Here is a 19,040-nt window from a genome sequence, read left to right as displayed (position 1 = left end):
CCTCGTTGTGTCGCAGTGGGAAGGGCTTATATCCAACTTTAGTTGGTTGCCATTGCACAACGGTCACCGAGAGATGTTAAGCACGCAAAAATCATCCGAATGGACTACCCGGCAGTTGCCTGTGGCGGCCGGGCCGGACGACTGTCGTTGGATCCAGGGTATTGAGGATTGCGGAAGGCCAGGACATCGCGAGCACGAACCGTAGGCCAAGGGCACAAGGTTGCGACTTTTCGTAGGTCAATGAAGCCACCGAATCGCAGAACCAAGCCTCCATGGGTCAGCTATTGCGATTCTGGTTGATGGCTTCTTCGACGACGATAGGAGCATCTTCTCGGCTCGTTGCGGAATACGCAACGCCATCGTCGCCATAGAGCTCAGCTGCTATGTCAGTGGCCCCATCCACGCTGTGAATATCCAGCTTTTCCAGCAAGAAGCTGATGTCGAGGATGTCCCGATCTCGTGCTGAGTTGAGCTTCATCGCCAGCAGAGTTTCAGGCGAAGCGATATATGCCTTGAACCCTTGGCCAAGATTGACCGTTACCCATTTTGCTCCTGCGGGGATGAAGGCGGCCGCGCTGGAGTTCAGCCACCCAGATGGAAGATTTCGTTCTTTAGCCATTGACTTGATGAGGCGTTCAACGTCGGCCTGCGGCGATATGCATCAATGTTTTGCGTTACCCGACGGTCGTTTCCCGAAAAGGCGATAGCTGCCCCACCGACCATTCGGATCATTGCAGTGATCCCATTGGCCTGAAGTCGTGCCCCGAGCTCGCCAAGCAGTTCGCGAATCTCATCTAACGTAAAGTCTTTGTTCACGGCATCTCCAGCGAATTGTCTTTGAGGAAAATATTGAAATCAGCGAACGCCTTCGGGGTGCGCTTTATCGTCAATTCCTTGAACGCCTCGCTCATGCTCCGGGTATCGGCACCTGGAAACCATGGATTCTGCAGTTTCACTCCCCACCGGGGCTTCCGCGCAGAAACGCCATCAAGCGCAATCCGCGCGCTCGCTGCCAGCAAGGCATCGAATCGTTCGCTCCCGGTAGATTTGGGCTTCTTCAGGTGCTCCGGTTTCATCATTTTCAATTTCTTCAATGAATCCATTGCGATTCTTAGGGCGAATTCGTTGTCGCCGGAAGACAGCTCGTGGGCAATATCGCGGGCTGCCTCGTCGAGTATCAACTGAGGAGTCGGAAGTGGGGCAGCCCAGTGGATATCCAAGGCATTGGCAACTCGCAACGAAGCGCCGAGCTCAGCCGTCTCTTTGCCTGATTCAAGATCTACGATGAACTTTCGTGATTGCCCGGTTTTGCTTGCGAGCTCCTGTTGGCTCAAGCCGTTTTGAATCCGGGCGCCACGGATTGCTCGCCCCAGATCATGTGCAGTACTAATCGTTCCCATTCCTACATTATGGCACCGTTCGCATACTAAATGTAGATACCCAAGTCGTAGTTCGGAATCGACTCTTGATGTCGAGGCGCTAGATCGTCGAACCTACGATGCCACTGGATTTGGCGATGCGCACTGTGAGCGAAGCAGAGTACCTCAGGCAACTAACCCGGCGCGAATAACCTGCCGATCGCCCGGCTCTTTTGTGCGGAATCGCGCGCATACTCGATCTACGGGATAGTCCCGCGGAACTTCGCAGAGGGGCAGGGCAGCCATGGATCGGGATACTCTACGCAGCGTGCAGCGGCCATTGAAGCAGCTGTACCGCGAGCAGCCGGAGGCTGGAAGCATCGTGCTGGAGGCCAGCGGAACGCTCGGAGAAGAAGGGCTGTCCTGCTCGGTGCACACCGGCCAAGCCCTGGTGGACGCCGGCCTGCACCCGTCCACCGGCGGGGACGGGACATTGGCCTGCTCGGGGGATATGCTCCTGCAGGCGCTGGTGGCCTGTGCCGGTGTCACCTTGGCCGCGGTGGCGATCAACCGCTCGCTGAGCGTGAGCGGCAGCGTCCACGCGAGCGGCGTGCTGGATGTGCGCGGCACCTTGGGATTGGATCCCGACGCCGCGGTGGGGTTCAGCTCGATCAAGCTGTCCTTCGAGCTGCAGACCGAGGCCAGCGAGCAGGAAGTGGCGCAGCTGATCGAGGCCACCGAAAAGTATTGCGTGGTGCTCCAGACCTTGAAATCCCCGCTGGACATCGAGGTCGCCGCATCGGCGCAATAACCCGCGGTAGTGCTTAGCCCGGATATGCGAAGAACCGTCCACCAATGCTGGTGGACGGTTCTCGTGGTGCCAGGTGGCTACAGTCCCAGGGACTTGTCGGTAGCTGCCTTGACCTCGGCGTAGAGTGCCGGGTTCTCGTTCAGCTTCTGGCCGTAGGAAGGAATCATGTCCTTCAGCTTCGACTCCCAGCCGGCGAACTGCTTCGGGAAGCAGCGCGAGAGCAGGCCGATCATGATCGGGGTAGCGGTCGAAGCGCCTGGCGAAGCGCCGAGCAGGCCGGAGATCGAGCCGTCCGAGGAGGTGATGACCTCGGTGCCGAACTGCAGCACGCCGCCCTTCTTGGCATCCTTCTTGATGACCTGGACACGCTGGCCAGCGGTGATCAGTTCCCACTTGGAGCCATCTGCCTGAGGGAAGTACTCTGCCAGCGACTCGTCCTTCTTGGCGCGCGACTTGAGAACTTCCTTGATCAGGTAGGTGGTCAGATCCAGGTTGTCCTTGCCCACGGCCAGCATCGGGATGATGTTGTGAGGACGCAGGGACAGTGGAAGATCCAGCTGGCCGGTGGACTTCAGGAAGTTCATCGAGAAGCCGGCGTACGGGCCGAACATCAGCGAGCGCTTGCCGTCGACAAAGCGCGTGTCCAGGTGCGGCACCGACATTGGAGGTGCGCCCACGGAAGCCTGGCCGTAGACCTTGGCATGGTGCTGGTCGATGACGGTCTCGTCGGTGCAACGCAGGAACTGGCCGGAGACCGGGAATCCGCCGAAGCCCTTGATCTCGTCGATGCCTGCCTTCTGCAGCAGCGGCAGTGCTCCGCCGCCCGCGCCGACGAACACGAACTTGGCCTTGACGTTCTTCACTGCGCCCGAAGCGTTGTCCTTGACGGTCAGCTCCCAGCCGGCGCCCGAACGCTTGAGGCCCTTGACCTTGTGGCCGTAGTTCACCGAGGCGCCGGCGGCGCCCAGCGAGTCGGTCAACTCGCGGGTCAGCCGGCCGAAATCGACGTCGGTGCCGGAGACGACGCGGGACGCGGCGACCTTCTGCGAGGCGTCGCGGCCCTTGGCAACCAGCGGGGTCCACTCGTTGATGGTGTCCAGGTCGTTGGTGATTTCCAGTTCGTCGAACAGGGCGTTCGGCTTCAGGGCCTCGTAGCGCGTCTGCAGGTACTTGGAGTGGTCCTCGCCGATGACGAAGGACATGTGCGGCAGGGCGTTGATGAAGCTGTTGTCAGCTACGCGCTTGTTCTCCACGGCCCACGAGTAGAACTGGCGGGACACCTGGAACTGCTCGTTGATGCCGATGGCCTTGGCCGGATCGACCGAGCCGTCAGCCTTGGCAGCGGTGTAGTTCAGCTCGCACAGTGCCGAGTGGCCGGTGCCTGCGTTGTTCCAAGGGGAGGAGGACTCCTGCCCGGCCTTGTCCAGGTTCTCGAAAAGACCAATGGACCAGGTTGGCTCCAGCTGGTTGATCATGGTGCCAAGGGTGGCACTCATGATGCCGGCACCGATTAGTACTACGTCAAAAGATTCGGTTGACGTTTCAGAAGGCACGAGGATCTCCATCGACAGTGATACTTTGCTCTCTCCCAGAGTAGACCCATATCCCCGGGGGCCAGAAATCGTTAACTGGGTTAACGGTCGCTAACTTGAGATGGACGGTGAATTCGTCATCTGCACATCCGCGTAGCACTCATTGAGCATCGGCGATGGCGGATAGAAGGTGACGTTCCCGTTAAACGCCAGCGCAGAGATCGGAAAGACCAAGGGGAGCGCGGGCAGATCGGTGTTCAGGGTCTCGAGGATATCGGCATAGGCAGCGGTCCGCTCCTTGCCAAATGGGACGGAACGAGCCAGCATGACCTGTGAGTCAAGTAACGCCGAGGTGTAGCCGAACTCATTCTCCTTGGACGCCAGGATGCCCGAAAGGAAGTCGTCGGCGGAACGGTAGCCGCCGGAGAAGCCCAGCAGGTGCAGCCCATTGAAGTCCTTGGACTGCACGGTCTGCACATAGCCGTCGGTCCAGGCGATCGGCTTGGGCTTGATGCGGATCCCCACCGCGGCCAGGTCGTCGGCGATCTGCGCGAAGGTGCGCTCGGGCAACGGCAGGTAATTGCGCGAAACCCGCAGCGGATAGGCGAATTCGATTTCTTCACCGTCGTAGCCCAGCTCGCCCAGCAACGCCTTGGCTTTCGTGGCGTCGTGGTTGGGGGTTTCTTCCGGAGCCGGAATGCTCAGCGCGGGAGGCAGCAGGGTGGAAGCATGCTTGGATCCTTGCAGGAACAGCTTCTCGGCCAGCGAGCTGCGGTTGATCGCATGGGCGATGGCCAGGCGGAAATCCGGCTTGGCCAGCCACTTGTTGCGCTGGTCCATGCCAAGGTAGAGCACCGAGAAGGGGTCGCGCTGGACGACCACCTTGGCATTGCGCACCAGTGTGCGCATGATGTCCACCGACACCATGTCGAAGCCGTCGATTTCATCGGCCAGCAGCGCGCCTTCGCGGTTGTAGGGCGAAGGAACTGCGGAGATCAGCGCGACTTCAGGATGCCCGGTGTTGTTGTCCAGACGCGCCTGGTTCCAGTAGTCCTTGAAGATCTCCAGGCGCACCACGCCGTTGCCATTGGAGACGAAGGCGTAGGGCCCGGTACCTACCGGGTGGGTGGACAGCGACTGGGCAGGATTCTGCTTTGGGCCGCCGGTCAACGCGCTGGGTGCGGCGATGGCCATGCCCGGCAAGGTCAGCGCGTCGACCAGCCCTGGCAGCCTGCGGCGCAGGTTCAAGGTGACCACGTACTCGCCGGTGGCCTCGACGGACGCGAAATAGCTTGCCGAACCCGCGGAGGATTTGCCTTCAAAGAGCTTCGTCTCGAACTGCTTGGACAACTCTTCGAGCTGCTCGGTGCGCGACTGCTGGGTGGCCAGCTCTTCTTCGGTAGCCTCGCCAGTGCTCTTGAAGGTCTTCTCAAGTTCCTTGGTGGTGGGCAGCTTGGGGATGTCGCTGTCGATGTGGAAGATGTTCGCGAAACCCTGGCTGGAGGCGGTGCGCAGCTGCGGCGACAAGTTCTCCCAGCGGTTGAAGTTGGCGACCACTGCCTTAGCGGTCAATTCGGTGCCGTCATGGAAGAGCACTCCCTGGCGCAGGGTAAAGGTGTAGCGCAGGCCGTCGGGACTTTCGGTCCAGGATTCGGCCAGGCCGGCTACGGTGCTGCCGGTATCCGGATCGATGTCGACCAGCGTTTCGTAAACCTGGCGGGTGATCCGGAAGGATTCGTTATCGCCGACGATGGCAGGATCAAGCTTGACCGGGGGAGCGGCTGCCGCCAAGCGCAAGGTCCGCGGAACAGGGGACGCGCTGGCGGAGGCCGAGGGCGAAGCGGAGGTGGCGGGTTCGGAATTGCCGGTGCAGGCGGTCAGCGCCAGTGCGGTTGTCGCCAATGTACCGGTCAGCAATGCGCGTCGTGATACGGGTTTCGGTGGCAATTCGGGCACGGGGATGGCTCATCTTCCTTCGGCAGGCGGTACTGCTTTGCGCAGGGAACAAGCAGGGAGCAATGCGCAAAGGTATTTATCAAAGATAGCGCACCACGTCCACTGCTCCGGGAGCCAAAACTCCCGGAGCCGTCATCTGTCACTAAATTGTTAGCTGCGGTGCACGAGGTTCTCGCCGTCGTTGCCCGCCGCCCAGGCCTGCACCTGCTTCTTGAGCAGCTTCACCATGCGCGGGAAGAACGCCTTGGTGTTCCCGCCATTGTGCGGAATGACCAACGCATTGGGGTGCTGCCACAGGGGATGGCCGGCAGGCAGCGGTTCCGGGTCGAAGACATCTGATGCCATGTTCAAGCGGCCCGAGGCGACTTCCGCCACGATGGCGTCGGTGTCCACCACCGGACCGCGGGCCACGTTGATGACCGTCGCGCCGTCAGGAAGCTTGGCCAGCAATTGCGCATCCACCAGGTGGCGGGTGGAATCATTGAGTGGCACGATCAGGATCAGCACCTCGATTTCCGGCGCACGAGCCGCCAGCTCGGAGGTTGCGAAGACCTCGCCATGCTCATCGGTGCGGGCGGTCGATCCGAAGCGCAAGAGATTGACTTCGAAAGGCTCCAGGCGCTTGCGGATCTCCTCGCCGATGCCGCCCACGCCAACCAAGCCCACGGTACGGTCAGCTAAGCCGGGCCATTGCTGGGGATTCCATCGGCCCTGCTGCTGGTCGCGCACCGATTGCGGAAAGCCCCGCAAGGAGGCGATGGCCAGTCCCAGTGCCATCTCGGCGGTAGCCGCCGCGTGGACGCCGGCCGCTGTATTGATATCGGCGCGGTCGCCGATCAGGTCGATCATTCCATCAAAGCCGGTTGTCTGCGTCTGGACCACCTTGACATTAGGCGCCTTGCGGACGTTCTTCAGCGTCTGGGGATTCGCCATGTAGGGAAGGACGGCAATGTCGATGTCTTCCAGCGGGGTCTCGGGGTCGTTCTCCAAGTCCCAGAGCACTGCCTTGAGATTTTCCGGGATCGGTCCGACCGCATCAATCAGTTCTTGGGAGGGGAATGAAATCGTTCGTTGGGTGCTCATGGAATCACTGTACAAACCCCTTCCGCTCTTTGGTAGTAACCCCTAGTCATCTCCTGTAATGAAGGTCACCGCGGAATACTGGCAATCGAATTTGCGCTGAGGGAAATTGCTGGTAAAGTTTTATCTCGTTGCGAAAGCGCGAAGCCCGAAAAGCTTCTAGAACATCGCAGCGGGCGCCTCTAGCTCAATTGGCAGAGCAAATGACTCTTAATCATTAGGTTCCGGGTTCAAGTCCCGGGGGGCGCACGAACAATTTGTTCGGTTCACCAGACAGCTTGTTTATATAAATCAATACGCGCCTTTAGCTCAATTGGTAGAGCAAATGACTCTTAATCATTAGGTTCCGGGTTCGAGTCCCGGAGGGCGCACAAAACAAAGGTCAGGCTTCGGTCTGGCCTTTTTTGTTGACCATGCGCGATTCTGCGCTTCCGGTCATGGCGCCAGGCCGAAATTTACCGGCCGCGGGGCTTGTCCGTTGGCAATGCCGGGGCGGATCAGCGTTTCGACTCGTGCCCGTTTGCGGCTCGCGGCGCAGCGACCGCGATGGCGAACTTCTAGCGGGTGGTCGGCGTTATTGAATATGCAACTACGGTGCGCGATGGCAATGGGCATTGCCGAAGTGAAAACTTGTGTGTTTTAGATTACTTCGGCATCGGCGTAGTCGTGATAACATGAACCTGACTTGGATGTTTATCTTTGCGAACTGGATGCTGGGTGATTTTTGCTTTTGCGCCATTTCTGCCTATGATTGTCTACGTCGCAATGACGGGTTCTGAAAAAGAACTAGTCAGAGCGAGGAAGCGCCTTTAGCTCAATTGGTAGAGCAAATGACTCTTAATCATTAGGTTCCGGGTTCGAGTCCCGGAGGGCGCACAGTAGATCCGATCTGATTCATCAGGTCGGATTTTTTGTATACCGCAAAGAAAAGAGGATTAGCTCATGAGTACTCCCGCAACGGCTAACCGCCTGTCCGTCGGCGACCAGGCCCCTGATTTCACCTTGCAGGACGCTGCCGGCAATTCCGTCTCCTTGTCCGATTACCGTGGCAAGAAGACCATTGTGTACTTCTATCCAGCGGCATCCACCCCTGGCTGCACCAAGCAGGCGTGCGACTTCCGTGATTCGCTCGAATCATTGAAGGGCCTGGGCTATGCAGTTCTGGGCATTTCCCCGGACAAGACCGCAAAGCTTGAAAAGTTCGTTGCCAACGAAGAACTGAATTTCCCGCTGCTTTCCGATGAAGATCACGCGGTGGCTGAAGCCTATGGTGCTTGGGGAGAAAAGAAGAATTACGGCAAGGTCTACGAAGGCCTGATCCGCTCCACGATCGTGGTCGATGAAGAGGGCAAGGTTGCGCTCGCGCAGTACAACGTGCGTGCCACCGGACATGTGGCAAAGCTGCGCCGTGACTTGGGGATTGATCCGAAGTAACAGCTGCCCTTGACTGATTTCATATCAGGCCCAAGTTCCGCTACACTAAATGAGGTCGCCTTCAGGGAAACGGTGTTTCCGGTGTAGCGCTAGCGAGTATGGCGGAATTGGTAGACGCGCTGGATTTAGGTTCCAGTGTCTTCGGACGTGAGAGTTCAAGTCTCTCTACTCGCACCAACAAAACCCTGCGGTCTGATTCCATCGGCCGCAGGGTTTTCTGCATGCATCCATCACGCACGGCGTAAGATCCAATTAGGCACGCGACCGAGATCCGATCAGGAGAGGCACCATGTCCGCCAAAGACCTGCCCACCATGTACGGGCTAGCTGAATCCGATCCTGGCCAGAAGCTGATCAAGCGGGCTGGCGTCGTGGATGCGGATCTGCAGCAAATCGACCGGATCATGGCTGAAATGGGCCGGATGCGCCAGATCGAGCGCAGGATCATGCGCAGCTCGCAGCAGTACATGAAACTGAACGAAACCGACATGCGCGCCATCCGCAAGATGATCTCCGCCAAGCATGCCGGGCAATCGGTCACCCCTGGCGCCCTGAGCCAGTATTTGGGAATTTCCAGTGCGTCGGTCACCAAGATGATTGACCGGTTGGAGGCCCATGGCCATGTGCGGCGCACCAAGCATCCAACCGACCGTCGCTCGCAGTGCGTGGAAGTGACCGAGGAAACCCATCTGGCCGCCCGCGAGCAGGTCGGCCGGCATCATGCCAAGCGATTCGAAGTCGCCAAATCGCTGAGCCCCGAAGAACGGGAAGTGGTGATCCGGTTCCTTGCCAGCACCTCTGATGCCATGGAAAGCAGCCTCGACGAAGCGGGCCCCGGCGAAACCGAATAGCCCCGGAGCAGCAGTAGCTGCTCAGCCCTCCTCCTGCTTTTCCGCATCGCGCACGATGTTCTTGATGGTGGCTGGGAAAATGGCGCCATGGAACGGGAATACCGCCCACCAATAGCAGCGTCCTGCCAGGCCGCGCGGGAAGAACACCGCACGCTGGATCAGTTCCGTTCGCCCCTCGCTGTCCTTCCCGATGCGGTAATCCAGCCAGGCCCGCCCCGGGGCGCGCATCTCCGCGCGCAGGCGCAGCAGGCTGTTCTCTTCCAGGGCTTCCACCCGCCACCAATCCAGCACATCTCCCAGCGCCAAGGTGCTGTGCGAGCGCCTGCCGCGCCGTGAGCCTACGCCTCCCGCCAGCTTGTCCATCAGGCCGCGCAGCTTCCACAGGGCGGGGAAGGCGAAATAGTGCGAATCCCCGCCAAGCCGTTGCAGCACGCTGAACAGCTGCGCCGCGGTGGCGCTGGTGCTGATCCGGCGGATGTCCGTGTAGGCCTTGCGCCCTGCCCAGTCCGGGTCTGAAGGCAGCGGTTCGGCCGGGGCGGCGATCGGCTGGGCGGTAGCCCAGCTGGTTTGCACCGCGTCAGCATCCATCTTCTCCAGCGCCAGCTGCACCGCGCGCGGATAGTCGCACAGCCCTTCGGCTGGCGGGGCAATCAGCGCATCGATCTCCCGCGAGCCCATCACGCAATCATGCTGCAGCGACTGCACCAGCGCCGATGCCAGGGTGTGCGGCAACGGCGTCACCAGATTCACCCAGTGCGAGGCCAGCCGCGGGGTCAGCAGCGGCAGCGGCCAGATGCTCGGCTCGCGCAGGCCGGCCACCCGGGCATAGATCTTCATCAGTTGGGCGTAGCTGTAGGTGCTTGGCCCGCCGATGTCATAGGTGCCCTGCGCGGGTTCCGCCAGCTCGGCGCAGGCCGCAAGGTAGTGCAGGGTGTCGCGGATGGCGATGGGCTGTACCTGGTTCAGCACCCATCGCGGTGCCGGCATTACCGGCAGCACATCGCTCAGGTGCCTGACCATTTCGAAACTGGCCGAGCCCGAGCCGATCACCAGGCCTGCCTGGAGCACCAGCGTGCTGGCGGCCTCCGACAGGATTTCTCCCACGGCCACCCGTGATGCCAGATGCTCGCTGAGTTCGCCGGCGGGATGCAGGCCCGAGAGATAGACCAGCTGGCCGACCGATTGCTCCCGCGCGGCCTGCGCCACAACCTGTGCGCAGGCTTTCTCCTGGGCCGCGAAATCTCGGGTTCCCGACATCGAGTGCACCAGGTAGTAGAGCAGGTCCACGTCCTTGCAGAGCCTGGCCACGGCCTCCCGGTCCTGCAGGTCGCCCTCGACGACTTCCACCTGGCTGCGCCAGGGTATATCGCGCAGGCGCTGAGCATCACGGGTGAACACCTTGACCTGGTGCCCATTGCTCAACAGCAGCGGCACCAGCCGTCCGCCAATATATCCGCTGGCTCCGGTTACCGCGATCAAGCTCATGGCGCCGTCACCCCGCGCTGGCGCCAGGCGATGGCCAGCGAGCCGAGAAGCAGCAATGCAGCGCAGCCCAAGCCGGCGTAGCCCACCAGCTCGGACTGGTTGCTGCCGGCCAGCCGGCTTGCGCCGATCCAGGCAAGGCCCCAGGCGATGGCCACCGCGGTGAAAATCCTGCCCGAGTAGGCGGTGATGCCCAGACCGATGCCCGCTGCCGCCACCAGCAGCACCACAGCGAATCCCGGCGTCCAGGAAGCGCCTTCGCCAACGCCCAGCGAGAGCAGCCACGCTGCGGTGTTGGCAATGCTGGCCACGCAGACCCAGCCCAGGTAGATGCCGAAGGTCAACCACATGATCCAGTATTCGGTGCGCGAGCCAGGGGTGCCGGCCATCATGATGGACAGCATCCAGGCCAAGCAGGCAACCAGGGCGAAGATCACCGCGACGCTTACTCCCAGCCAGCCAAGCTGCACGACGGCAATCCAGGCGGCATTAAGCAATGCCGAAAGCAGCGCGGGCATCCGCAGCCGGGCCGCCCAGGCCGAGCGGCGCCCGGCGGGCGTGAGCTGGAAAATTCCGTAGACGGCCAGTCCTGCATAGATCACGCTCCAGATGGAGAACGCCGGGCCGGCCGGTGCCAGCAAAGTCGCATCGGCGCTGAGATAGCCGCCGGCTGCCTGCTGGATCGGTGTCCCGCCCAGGGCCCCGCTGCCGATGAACGAGACGGCGATGGCAAGAACCAGTGCCAGCGCCGTGGTCACCGGCAGCGTCCACGATGCCGTGGCCGTTCGGGCCGGCAGGGGGAAATCGGGGGAATTGGCTGGACTGCTCATCGTGCGCTCCTGAAAGGTCGATGGAAAGTTTTTCCCGTGTCGGGTCGACAAAACGGGATAGTTAAACCATGATGTATCTAGATAAGCTAAATATCAATAAGCCGAGAGAAGTGATCATGGAATGTCCAGCAGTGCTGACGACCTCGGAACTCTTCCGGGAGCTGTTGCGGCTGACGCGCTCCTACGCCCTGTGCGAGGCACGCTTGCGGCATCGGCTTGGCCTGAACGATACAGACCTGCGCGCGGTGAACCTGCTGCGTTCCATGCAAACTCCCAGCTCCGGGCAACTGGCCCGCGAACTCGGGGTCTCATCGGCAGGAATCACCTCGGTCCTGGATCGGCTGGAGGCCCGCGGAGTGGTGGAAAGACGGCATCACGCCTCGGACCGCCGGCGCACCTTGGTGGTCCCGGGACCCAATTTCCCTGTGTCCACCGGACCGGGACAGGTACTGCTTCGGCATCTGCACACCTTCAGTGCGCAACTCGACGAGCCGGATCGCGTCCGGCTGCGCGCCGAGCTGGAAGCGTCCCGGCGCGAACTGGACCAGCGGGAGACCGGGAGCAGTGAAGAACACCAAGCAACCACACCACAACCTGGGAGCAGGGAATCATGAGAACGCACACCACCACGCACCAGTCCCTGCCGGCCCCAACAGTGCCAGCGCACACTGCGCCATCGCAAACCCCACCGGCCGCGCGCGGGCTCATCGATGACGCCACCCGGCAGGCCATCAGCGACCGGCTGGAACTTCTGGCCATGCAGGCCCAGCGGCGCAGCGCCGCCTACTCGGAGCAGACCGCGCTGCTCTGGTCCCGCATCGGCGCACGCCTGGGAACCGGCAAGCTCATGCGGCCAGGGATGGTGATGCTCGGCTACCGGGCCTTCGGCGGACGCAACGAAGCCCGCGCCATCGACCTGGGCTGCGCCTTCGAGCTGCTGCACGCGGCCCTGTTGATCCACGACGACGTGGTGGACCGCGACTTCGTGCGCCGCGGAGAGCCGACCATCTCGGCGGTCTACCGCGACCACGCACTGGCCAACGGCCGGAATCCTGTCGATGCCGAGCATGCGGGCAATTCGGTGGGCATCATTGCCGGGGACCTGCTGATCAGCGAGGCGATCAAGCTCGCCGCCCGCGCCGCGGCCGGCAGCGATGCCGAAGCCGGCGTGGAACAAGCCTTCTTCCAAGCCATCGAGCAGGCAGGAGCCGGGGAACTCGAAGACCTGCTCTACTCGCTGGGCCCGGCTCCTGCCACCACCAGCCAGGTGCTGCGCATGGAGCAGATGAAAACCGCCGCCTACTCCTTCCAGCTGCCGCTGCAGGCAGGAGCCCTGCTGGCCGGAGCGCACCCCGCGCAGGCCGAAGCCCTCGGCACGGTGGGCTGCCAGCTCGGCGTGGCCTACCAGATCATCGATGACGTGCTGGGAACCTTCGGTGATCCGACACGCACCGGCAAGCCGGTGGAATCTGATCTGCGCGAATTCAAGAGCACCATCCTGCTGGCCCTGGCCAGCGAGCAACCAGAATTCTCCGCACTGCTCACCGGATTCCGCGAGGGAACGGTGGATGCCGGCAGGATCCGCCAGGAGCTGGCGGCGCAGGGAGCAGAGCGCTTCGCCCGCCAGCTGGCAGCGCAGCTGTGCTCGCGGGCCACCGGCTCCGCCGCCTTCCTGGACTTGCCCGAAGAAGCCCGCACGCTGCTGCTCGAATGCACCAGCCTGATCCTGGATCGAAGCAGCTGAACACCATGAAACGCGATACTTCCCTGAAGCCCGCTGCCGGCACCGCCGCCCTGGAGCACTACTCGCGCGCCGCCCAGCGCAGCGCACGGGTGGTGCTGGGCGAATACTCCACCTCGTTCTCGCTGGCCTGCAGGATGCTGGATGCCGGCAGTGCCCGGCACATTGCCAATATCTATGCGCTGGTGCGCCTGGCCGATGAGATCGTGGACGGGGTGGCCTGCCAGGCCGGCCTGGATAACCAGGCCATCGGAGGCTGCCTCGACGAGCTGGAAGCCGAAACCCTGCGCGCGATGGACCGCGGCTACAGCACCAACATGGTGGTCCATGCCTTCGCTATCTCCGCCCGGGCCACCGGCATCAACGCCGAGCTCACCGGCCCGTTCTTCGCATCCATGCGCGCGGACCTCTCCACCGGGCAGCACGACGCGCGCAGCCTAGAAGACTACATCTACGGCTCGGCCGAAGTCATCGGGCTGATGTGCCTGCAGGTCTTCCAGGCGATGCCCGGCGCACCTGAACTGGACCGGGCCGAGGAGCAGCAGGCCCGCCAGGCTGCCCGCAGCCTGGGCGCGGCCTTCCAGAAGGTCAACTTCCTGCGCGATCTGGCCGAAGACAGCCAGGACTTGGGACGCAGCTACTTTCCCGGGATCAACCCGGCCCGCTTCGACGAGCAGGCCAAGGCGCTGCTGGTGGAGCAGATAGAGCAGGATCTGGCCCAAGCCCGCGCCGGGATTCCGTATCTGGCCCCATCAGCGGCCCGGGCGGTGCGCCTGGCCCATGACCTGTTCCGCGAACTGAATTCCCAGCTGGGCAAGGCCGACGCCGCCGACCTGCTGCGCACCCGCATCTCGGTCTCCACCCCGCGCAAGGCGCTGATCGCCGCCCGCGTGCTGCTGGGAACCAGCCGCAGCGCGCACCGCAAGCAACTCATGGAAAGAGCACGCAGATGAAGAACGAAAACCCGGACGTCGTCGTCATCGGGGCAGGCTTCTCCGGCCTGGCCAGTGCCGGGCTGCTGGCCGCCCGGGGCTGCAAGGTCACCGTCATCGAGCAGCAGCCGCATCCTGGCGGACGCTCAGGGCGCCTGGAACGCGAAGGGTTCCGCTTCGACACCGGGCCCTCCTGGTACCTGATGCCCGAGGTCTTCGAGCACTGGTTCCGGCTCATGGGCACCAGCACCAGCGAACAGCTTCAGCTGCGCGAGCTGGATCCCGGCTACCGCGTCTTCTTCCAGCACCGCGACGCACCCGTGGACGTGGGCACCGGTGCCGCGGCCAGCGCCCTGTTCGACGCCCTGGAACCGGGCAGCGCTCCAGCCCTGGCGCGCTACCTGCGCACCGCGAAGGAAGGCTACGAACTGGCCCTGGAGCATTTCCTCTACGATGATTTCAGCTCGCTGACCGGGCTGCTGCACCCGAAGATCCTGCGCCGTGCCCCGCAGCTGGCCAAGCTGCTGGCCACCAGCCTGGCAGGCCATGCCGCCCGGCGCTTTGCCAGCACCGAGATCCGCCAGCTGCTCGGCTACCCGGCGGTGTTCCTGGGCTCCAGCCCGAAGCGCACCCCAGCGCTCTACCAGCTGATGAGCCACCTGGATCTGGCCGACGGGGTCAAATACCCGATGGGAGGCTTCGCCGCCGTGGCCGATGCCATGGCCGCACTGGCACGGAAGCACGGCGCATCCATCCACCTCTCGGCCACCGCAACGGCCATCGAAACCAGCCCGGGAAAGAACCCGCGGGTCACCGCGGTGCGCTGGATCGATGAGCACGGCAAGGCGCAGCGCACCGAGGCCGCGCATGTCATCGGAGCCGCGGACGTGCGCCACCTGGACGGCGAGCTGCTGCCCGAAGAACTGCAGACCCATACCGCCAAGAGCTTCCAGCGCAAGGACCCCGGCCCCAGCGCGGTGCTGCTCTGCCTCGGGGTCAAAGGCAAGCTGCCCCAGCTGGAACACCACAACCTGCTGTTCACCACCGACTGGGACGAGAACTTCTCGCGCATCCGCAATGGGCAGGCGTTGCAGGAAGAAACCAGCATCTATGTCTGCAAGCCCAGCGCCACCGACCCGGACGTGGCACCAGAGGGCTGCGAGAACCTGTTCATTCTGGTCCCAGCCCCAGCCGTTCCCGGATGGGGGATGGGCGCCGCCGATGGCGCAGGAGCCGCCATGGTCGAGGCGGTGGCCGACGCTGCCATCGACCAGCTGGCTTCCTGGGCCGGCATCGAGGATTTGCGGTCGCGGATCGTGGTGCGCCAGAGCATCGGCCCGGGGGACTTCGCCGCCCAGTACGGCGCTTTCAAGGGCGGTGCGCTGGGCTTGGCCCATACCCTGGGGCAAAGCGCCATGCTGCGTCCGGGCAACCGCAGCGCCACCGTGCGCGGGCTGCACTATGCCGGCAGCACCGTGCGCCCCGGAATCGGGGTGCCGATGTGCCTGATCAGCGGGGAGCTGGCAGCCAAGGCGGTGCTCGGTGTCCCCGGTGCCGGGCCGATGGCCGAAAGCGGTGCTGCAACGCTGGCGCAGGAGGCCGGAGCATGATCTATTTGGGCATCTTGCTGGTGCTGCTTGCCTGCATGGTGCTGCTGGATGCCAAGGGGAAGCTGTTTCTCTTCCGCCACCCCGTGCGCGGGATCCTGGCCCTCGCGCTGGGCACCGGATTCTTCGTGCTCTGGGATGTGCTGGCCATCAGGCAGGGCATCTTCCTGCACAAGGAATCGCAGCTCATGACCGGGATCATGGTGGGCGAGCAGTTCCCGCTGGAAGAAGTCTTCTTCCTCGTCTTCCTGTGCTACTGCGCGATGATCGCCTTCGCCGGCCTGCCGATGCTGGTCCGCGGTCTGCGAGGTGAGCGGCATGTTCCTTGAATTGAGCTTCTGCTTCCTTGCCGCGGCCATGGCCATCTTCGCCGCCGGGCTGGCCGCCAGCAAGCAGCGCCTGCGCACGGTGATCAAGCCGCTGGGCGCCGCATTGGCCGTGATGCTGGTGCTCACCGCGATTTTCGACAACCTGATGATCTACGCCGGGCTGTTCGGCTACGGCAGCGGCACGCTGTCCGGGGTGCATATTGGTTTGGCCCCGATCGAGGACTTCTTCTATGCCGCCTGCGCGGTCTTCCTTCTCCCCGGGCTGTGGTGGCTGCTCGGTGCAGGCAGAAAGGATGCTTCATGATCCGCGGAATCGTTGCCAGCTCGCGGCCCATTTCCTGGGTGAATACCGCCTACCCGTTCGCCGCCGCCTATCTGCTGGATGGCGGGGGAGTTGATTGGAGCTTGGCCGTGGGCGCGGTGTTCTTCCTGTTTCCCTACAATCTGCTGATGTACGGCATCAACGATGTCTTCGACTACGAATCGGATCTGCGCAATCCGCGCAAGGGCGGAATCGAGGGGGCGCTGCTGTCCCGGCAGAGCCACAAGGCGCTGCTCGTCGCCTGCGTTGCGTGCGCCGTTCCGTTCCTCGTGGTGCTCGCAGCGGCGGGAAGCCTGGTGGCCAACCTCGTGCTGGCCGTGTCCATCTTCGCTGTGCTTGCCTATTCGGCACCGCGGCTGCGCTTCAAGGAACGGCCCGGGTTGGACTCGCTGACCAGCGCGGTGCATTTCGTTTCGCCGGCGGTCTACGGCTGGGTGCTCGCTGGTGCCAGCGTGCAGCCCGGGCAGTGGCTGGTCTTTGGCGCGTTCCTGCTGTGGGGGATGGCCAGCCATGCCCTCGGAGCAATCCAGGACATCATTCCCGATCGCCAGGGCGGCCTGTCATCGATTGCCACCGCCTTGTCCGCCCGCACCACCATCTGGCTGGTCCTTGCCGGCTATGTGCTGGCCGGAGTGCTGGTGGTCGCCGGGGTGCAGGGGATCGGCCGCTGGGCGTCGCTGCTGGCCCTGCCCTATGTGCTCAACGTCCTACCGCATCTTGGGGTCAGCGACGCGAGCTCGGGTACGGTTAATCGAGGATGGAAGAGATTCTTGTGGATCAACTACCTGTGCGGTTTCCTGCTGACCATGCTCCTGATCTTTTCGGCACTTTTCACCTAACTAGACCCGGATGGGGAATCAAGGATTTCAATGGATGTCATTTTGCTTTCGGAGGATGGCCAGCCAATCGGCGTGCGACCGAAAGAACTGGTCCACACCACGGATACCGTGCTGCACCAGGCATTCTCGTGCCATGTGCGCAATGCCGCCGACCAGGTGCTGGTGACCCGCCGCGCACTGTCCAAGGTGACCTGGCCAGGGGTATGGACCAATTCCTTCTGCGGGCATCCGCAGCCCGGTGAAAGCTTCGAGGAAGCGATTGCCCGCCATGCGGCCCATGAGCTCGGCTTCAAGGTCAGTGGCATCGAATCGGCGCTGCCGGATTTCCGCTATCGCGCCGTGGATGCCTCGGGCATTGTGGAGAATGAAATCTGCCCGGTCTTCACCGCCGTGATTGACAGCGAGATCACCGCGAACCCGGATGAAGTCATGGACTACTGCTGGGTGGATCCTGCGCAGCTGGGCGCAGCACTGCGCGCAACCCCGTGGGCCTTCAGCCCGTGGCTGGTGATGCAGGCCGAGGAGCTTTCCCTGTACCAGGCCGCGCAAGGCTGACCCCGAGCGCGGCGCCGGCATGAACGCCGGTTCGGTAATGGCCTGTGGAGATGTCCTGGCCATGGGCTAGGCTCAATTGCATGGTGCTTCAAGTAATTGCTGTCGGTATCAAGCGGCGCTCAAAGGCCAGGCATGCCTTGGGCAAAACCGGCGTCGTAGCTGCCGGACTGGTGCTGGCAACGTGCCTGGCCGGCTGCACGCCGCTGCAGTTCGAAGCATCCGACCGCATCCCGGGCGCAAACGCGACGATCGCGGCGCTGCCGAAGTACGCCGATAACCTGGAGGAAGTCGAGGGCCGGCAGGAATGGGCTGATCAGAAAATCTTGCAGTACCTCAACGGCCAGGGTGCTGCGGGATTCCATTCATTCGCCAAGGATTCCATCCAATACGCCACCGTCGGCTGGCTTTCTCCGGTCCAGGGCGTGCTCGCCATAGTTGTGGAGGGCAGCGACTGGATCGCCGATGGCAGTGCCGTCCGCTATGCCGAACTGGTCATCACATCCGTCGGCTACGAATCCAGCGAATTGGACCGGGTCGAGATTATCACCGTAGAAGGTGAGTTGCTCGCTTCCGACTACCGCGGGAATCACCCCGGGGCGCTGTGAACGAAAGGCCACCTCGCCGCAGGGCTCGCGATGGAGCTGGCAGGCGAGATGGCCTTCTCGTTTTGGGATGCTGTTGCTGCTTATACGAAGTTCTCGGTGCCTTCGATGGTGTTCATGAAGTGATCCATGAAATCGGCGAAGTCTTCAGCATCCGATTTCTGGTCGAGCGTGGCACCAATGCTGATCGCGTCATCCACATGCAAGTCGATGCTCGGTGCTTCAGGAACGCTGAAGCGGAACACGCGACCGGTAGAGATCGCAATCTCGTAGCCGCCATCGCTCAGCTCGGCCAGCTGGTTCACGTTCGTGTTGTTGATGTTGATGGCATCTTCGGAGGCTTCCAAGCTGCTTGCATTGACTGGCGCAATAATCAGCTCCGCCGGCTGGCGTCGATATCCGATGACCTTGAGCCCCCCGGAGCCGGCGATGCCGGTGCCCGCCACGAGATTGTAGCTGGCGAAATTGGGGATCTGCGAGTCAAAAGCCTCGTGGAGGCGGTCCTTGACCTGCTGGGTCGGATTTTCGTCTGGGCGCTTGTCCATACCCCTTACTCTACCGATAAGTTTGGACAATTTGATCAGACGCAACACTTATCGAAATATGTCATCGACACGTCATGGGTTATCTGATTGGTCATATTGACTTCTAGAATGGGATTAATGAGCCAAGATGCTAATTGAGTCAAGACGCCATGCGCACGTGTGGCCACTGGTCCAATTCATGCCCTTCTTGGCTTAAAGCTGCAAGCGAAACCATCTGCAAGGGAGGCGGTTTCCT

Annotated in this window: 21 protein-coding genes and 4 tRNA genes; 16 read left to right on the top strand and 9 right to left on the bottom strand. The window is 62.4% G+C overall.

Going from position 1 to position 19,040, the window contains the following annotated elements; genetic code table 11:
* Positions 1-277 precede the first annotated feature (277 nt).
* Genes ANI01nite_RS02510 through ANI01nite_RS02500 form a run of 3 tightly spaced genes read right to left on the bottom strand, consistent with a single transcriptional unit; the run spans position 278 to position 1,400 of the window.
* Positions 278-619 (bottom strand): hypothetical protein, encoded by a 342-nt coding sequence (locus ANI01nite_RS02510; protein WP_141355726.1) that lies wholly within the window; start codon positions 617-619, stop codon positions 278-280.
* Positions 583-816, bottom strand: coding sequence for a hypothetical protein (locus ANI01nite_RS02505; protein WP_141355724.1), 234 nt, complete (start codon positions 814-816; stop codon positions 583-585). The genes ANI01nite_RS02510 and ANI01nite_RS02505 overlap by 37 nt, the downstream gene beginning before the upstream one ends.
* Positions 813-1,400, bottom strand: coding sequence for a helix-turn-helix domain-containing protein (locus ANI01nite_RS02500; RefSeq protein ID WP_141355722.1), 588 nt, complete (start codon positions 1,398-1,400; stop codon positions 813-815). The genes ANI01nite_RS02505 and ANI01nite_RS02500 overlap by 4 nt, the downstream gene beginning before the upstream one ends.
* Before the next feature lie 286 nt (positions 1,401-1,686).
* On the opposite strand from ANI01nite_RS02500, the gene ANI01nite_RS02495 reads away from it, so the two are divergent.
* Positions 1,687-2,169: an OsmC family protein gene (locus ANI01nite_RS02495; RefSeq protein WP_218024295.1), complete on the top strand. Its 483-nt coding sequence runs from the start codon at positions 1,687-1,689 to the stop codon at positions 2,167-2,169.
* A 77-nt stretch (positions 2,170-2,246) separates the two neighbouring features.
* On the opposite strand, the gene ANI01nite_RS02490 is transcribed toward ANI01nite_RS02495, so the two are convergent.
* The 3 genes from ANI01nite_RS02490 to ANI01nite_RS02480 all read right to left on the bottom strand — a co-directional run bounded on the left by ANI01nite_RS02490 (position 2,247) and on the right by ANI01nite_RS02480 (position 6,740).
* Complete coding sequence (locus ANI01nite_RS02490; RefSeq protein WP_255314362.1) at positions 2,247-3,740, bottom strand: malate:quinone oxidoreductase; 1,494 nt, start codon at positions 3,738-3,740, stop codon at positions 2,247-2,249.
* A 72-nt stretch (positions 3,741-3,812) separates the two neighbouring features.
* Entirely contained in the window at positions 3,813-5,657 is a 1,845-nt protein-coding gene (locus ANI01nite_RS02485) for an ABC transporter substrate-binding protein (protein WP_170214538.1), read from the bottom strand.
* A 150-nt stretch (positions 5,658-5,807) separates the two neighbouring features.
* A complete protein-coding gene (locus ANI01nite_RS02480; RefSeq protein WP_141355714.1) occupies positions 5,808-6,740 on the bottom strand; it encodes a 2-hydroxyacid dehydrogenase in 933 nt (310 codons plus the stop codon).
* A 173-nt stretch (positions 6,741-6,913) separates the two neighbouring features.
* Here ANI01nite_RS02480 and ANI01nite_RS02475 point away from each other — a divergent pair.
* The 6 genes from ANI01nite_RS02475 to ANI01nite_RS02450 all read left to right on the top strand — a co-directional run bounded on the left by ANI01nite_RS02475 (position 6,914) and on the right by ANI01nite_RS02450 (position 9,021).
* A tRNA-Lys gene (locus ANI01nite_RS02475) sits at positions 6,914-6,986 on the top strand.
* Positions 6,987-7,035: 49 nt separating this feature from the next.
* A tRNA-Lys gene (locus tag ANI01nite_RS02470) sits at positions 7,036-7,108 on the top strand.
* A gap of 432 nt (positions 7,109-7,540) precedes the next feature.
* Positions 7,541-7,613, top strand: a tRNA-Lys gene (locus tag ANI01nite_RS02465).
* A 66-nt stretch (positions 7,614-7,679) separates the two neighbouring features.
* Entirely contained in the window at positions 7,680-8,171 is a 492-nt protein-coding gene (bcp, locus tag ANI01nite_RS02460; protein WP_038991372.1) for a thioredoxin-dependent thiol peroxidase, read from the top strand.
* Positions 8,172-8,263: 92 nt separating this feature from the next.
* Positions 8,264-8,348, top strand: a tRNA-Leu gene (locus ANI01nite_RS02455).
* A 112-nt stretch (positions 8,349-8,460) separates the two neighbouring features.
* A complete protein-coding gene (locus tag ANI01nite_RS02450) occupies positions 8,461-9,021 on the top strand; it encodes a MarR family winged helix-turn-helix transcriptional regulator (RefSeq protein WP_073707546.1) in 561 nt (186 codons plus the stop codon).
* A 21-nt stretch (positions 9,022-9,042) separates the two neighbouring features.
* Here the strand turns inward: ANI01nite_RS02450 and ANI01nite_RS02445 are convergent, their stop codons facing one another.
* Positions 9,043-10,506: an SDR family oxidoreductase gene (locus ANI01nite_RS02445; RefSeq protein ID WP_141355712.1), complete on the bottom strand. Its 1,464-nt coding sequence runs from the start codon at positions 10,504-10,506 to the stop codon at positions 9,043-9,045.
* Positions 10,503-11,333, bottom strand: a complete 831-nt coding sequence (locus ANI01nite_RS02440; RefSeq protein WP_141355710.1) for a TspO-related membrane protein — start codon at positions 11,331-11,333, stop codon at positions 10,503-10,505. The genes ANI01nite_RS02445 and ANI01nite_RS02440 overlap by 4 nt, the downstream gene beginning before the upstream one ends.
* A gap of 116 nt (positions 11,334-11,449) precedes the next feature.
* Here ANI01nite_RS02440 and ANI01nite_RS02435 point away from each other — a divergent pair, with 116 nt between their 5' ends.
* The 9 genes from ANI01nite_RS02435 (at position 11,450) to ANI01nite_RS02395 (ending at position 18,263) form a co-directional block, all read left to right on the top strand.
* Positions 11,450-11,947 (top strand): MarR family winged helix-turn-helix transcriptional regulator, encoded by a 498-nt coding sequence (locus ANI01nite_RS02435; RefSeq protein ID WP_168201972.1) that lies wholly within the window; start codon positions 11,450-11,452, stop codon positions 11,945-11,947.
* Entirely contained in the window at positions 11,944-13,077 is a 1,134-nt protein-coding gene (locus ANI01nite_RS02430) for a polyprenyl synthetase family protein (protein ID WP_141355706.1), read from the top strand. The genes ANI01nite_RS02435 and ANI01nite_RS02430 overlap by 4 nt, the downstream gene beginning before the upstream one ends.
* Before the next feature lie 5 nt (positions 13,078-13,082).
* Positions 13,083-14,027 (top strand): phytoene/squalene synthase family protein, encoded by a 945-nt coding sequence (locus ANI01nite_RS02425; RefSeq protein ID WP_141355704.1) that lies wholly within the window; start codon positions 13,083-13,085, stop codon positions 14,025-14,027.
* Positions 14,024-15,616 (top strand): phytoene desaturase family protein, encoded by a 1,593-nt coding sequence (crtI, locus tag ANI01nite_RS02420; protein ID WP_141355702.1) that lies wholly within the window; start codon positions 14,024-14,026, stop codon positions 15,614-15,616. Before ANI01nite_RS02425 ends, crtI begins: the two co-directional genes overlap by 4 nt.
* Positions 15,613-15,942 carry a lycopene cyclase domain-containing protein gene (locus ANI01nite_RS02415; RefSeq protein WP_141355700.1) on the top strand — a complete coding sequence of 110 codons (330 nt, stop codon included), beginning with the start codon at positions 15,613-15,615 and terminating at the stop codon, positions 15,940-15,942. Before crtI ends, ANI01nite_RS02415 begins: the two co-directional genes overlap by 4 nt.
* Positions 15,932-16,246, top strand: a complete 315-nt coding sequence (locus ANI01nite_RS02410; RefSeq protein WP_141355698.1) for a lycopene cyclase domain-containing protein — start codon at positions 15,932-15,934, stop codon at positions 16,244-16,246. The genes ANI01nite_RS02415 and ANI01nite_RS02410 overlap by 11 nt, the downstream gene beginning before the upstream one ends.
* Entirely contained in the window at positions 16,243-17,103 is an 861-nt protein-coding gene (locus ANI01nite_RS02405; protein ID WP_141355696.1) for a prenyltransferase, read from the top strand. Before ANI01nite_RS02410 ends, ANI01nite_RS02405 begins: the two co-directional genes overlap by 4 nt.
* 30 nt (positions 17,104-17,133) lie before the next feature.
* Positions 17,134-17,658 carry an isopentenyl-diphosphate Delta-isomerase gene (gene idi / locus ANI01nite_RS02400; protein ID WP_141355694.1) on the top strand — a complete coding sequence of 175 codons (525 nt, stop codon included), beginning with the start codon at positions 17,134-17,136 and terminating at the stop codon, positions 17,656-17,658.
* Between the two features lie 80 nt (positions 17,659-17,738).
* Positions 17,739-18,263, top strand: a complete 525-nt coding sequence (locus tag ANI01nite_RS02395) for a hypothetical protein (RefSeq protein ID WP_141355692.1) — start codon at positions 17,739-17,741, stop codon at positions 18,261-18,263.
* An 80-nt stretch (positions 18,264-18,343) separates the two neighbouring features.
* On the opposite strand, the gene ANI01nite_RS02390 is transcribed toward ANI01nite_RS02395, so the two are convergent.
* Positions 18,344-18,805 (bottom strand): hypothetical protein, encoded by a 462-nt coding sequence (locus tag ANI01nite_RS02390; protein ID WP_038991384.1) that lies wholly within the window; start codon positions 18,803-18,805, stop codon positions 18,344-18,346.
* Between the last annotated feature and the right edge of the window lie 235 nt (positions 18,806-19,040).

The sequence above is a fragment of the Glutamicibacter nicotianae genome (genome assembly GCF_006539525.1).
In the GTDB taxonomy this organism is placed as follows: domain Bacteria; phylum Actinomycetota; class Actinomycetes; order Actinomycetales; family Micrococcaceae; genus Glutamicibacter; species Glutamicibacter nicotianae.
Note: the sequence above shows the minus strand (reverse complement) of the source record. Positions and strands in the feature narration are given on the sequence as shown.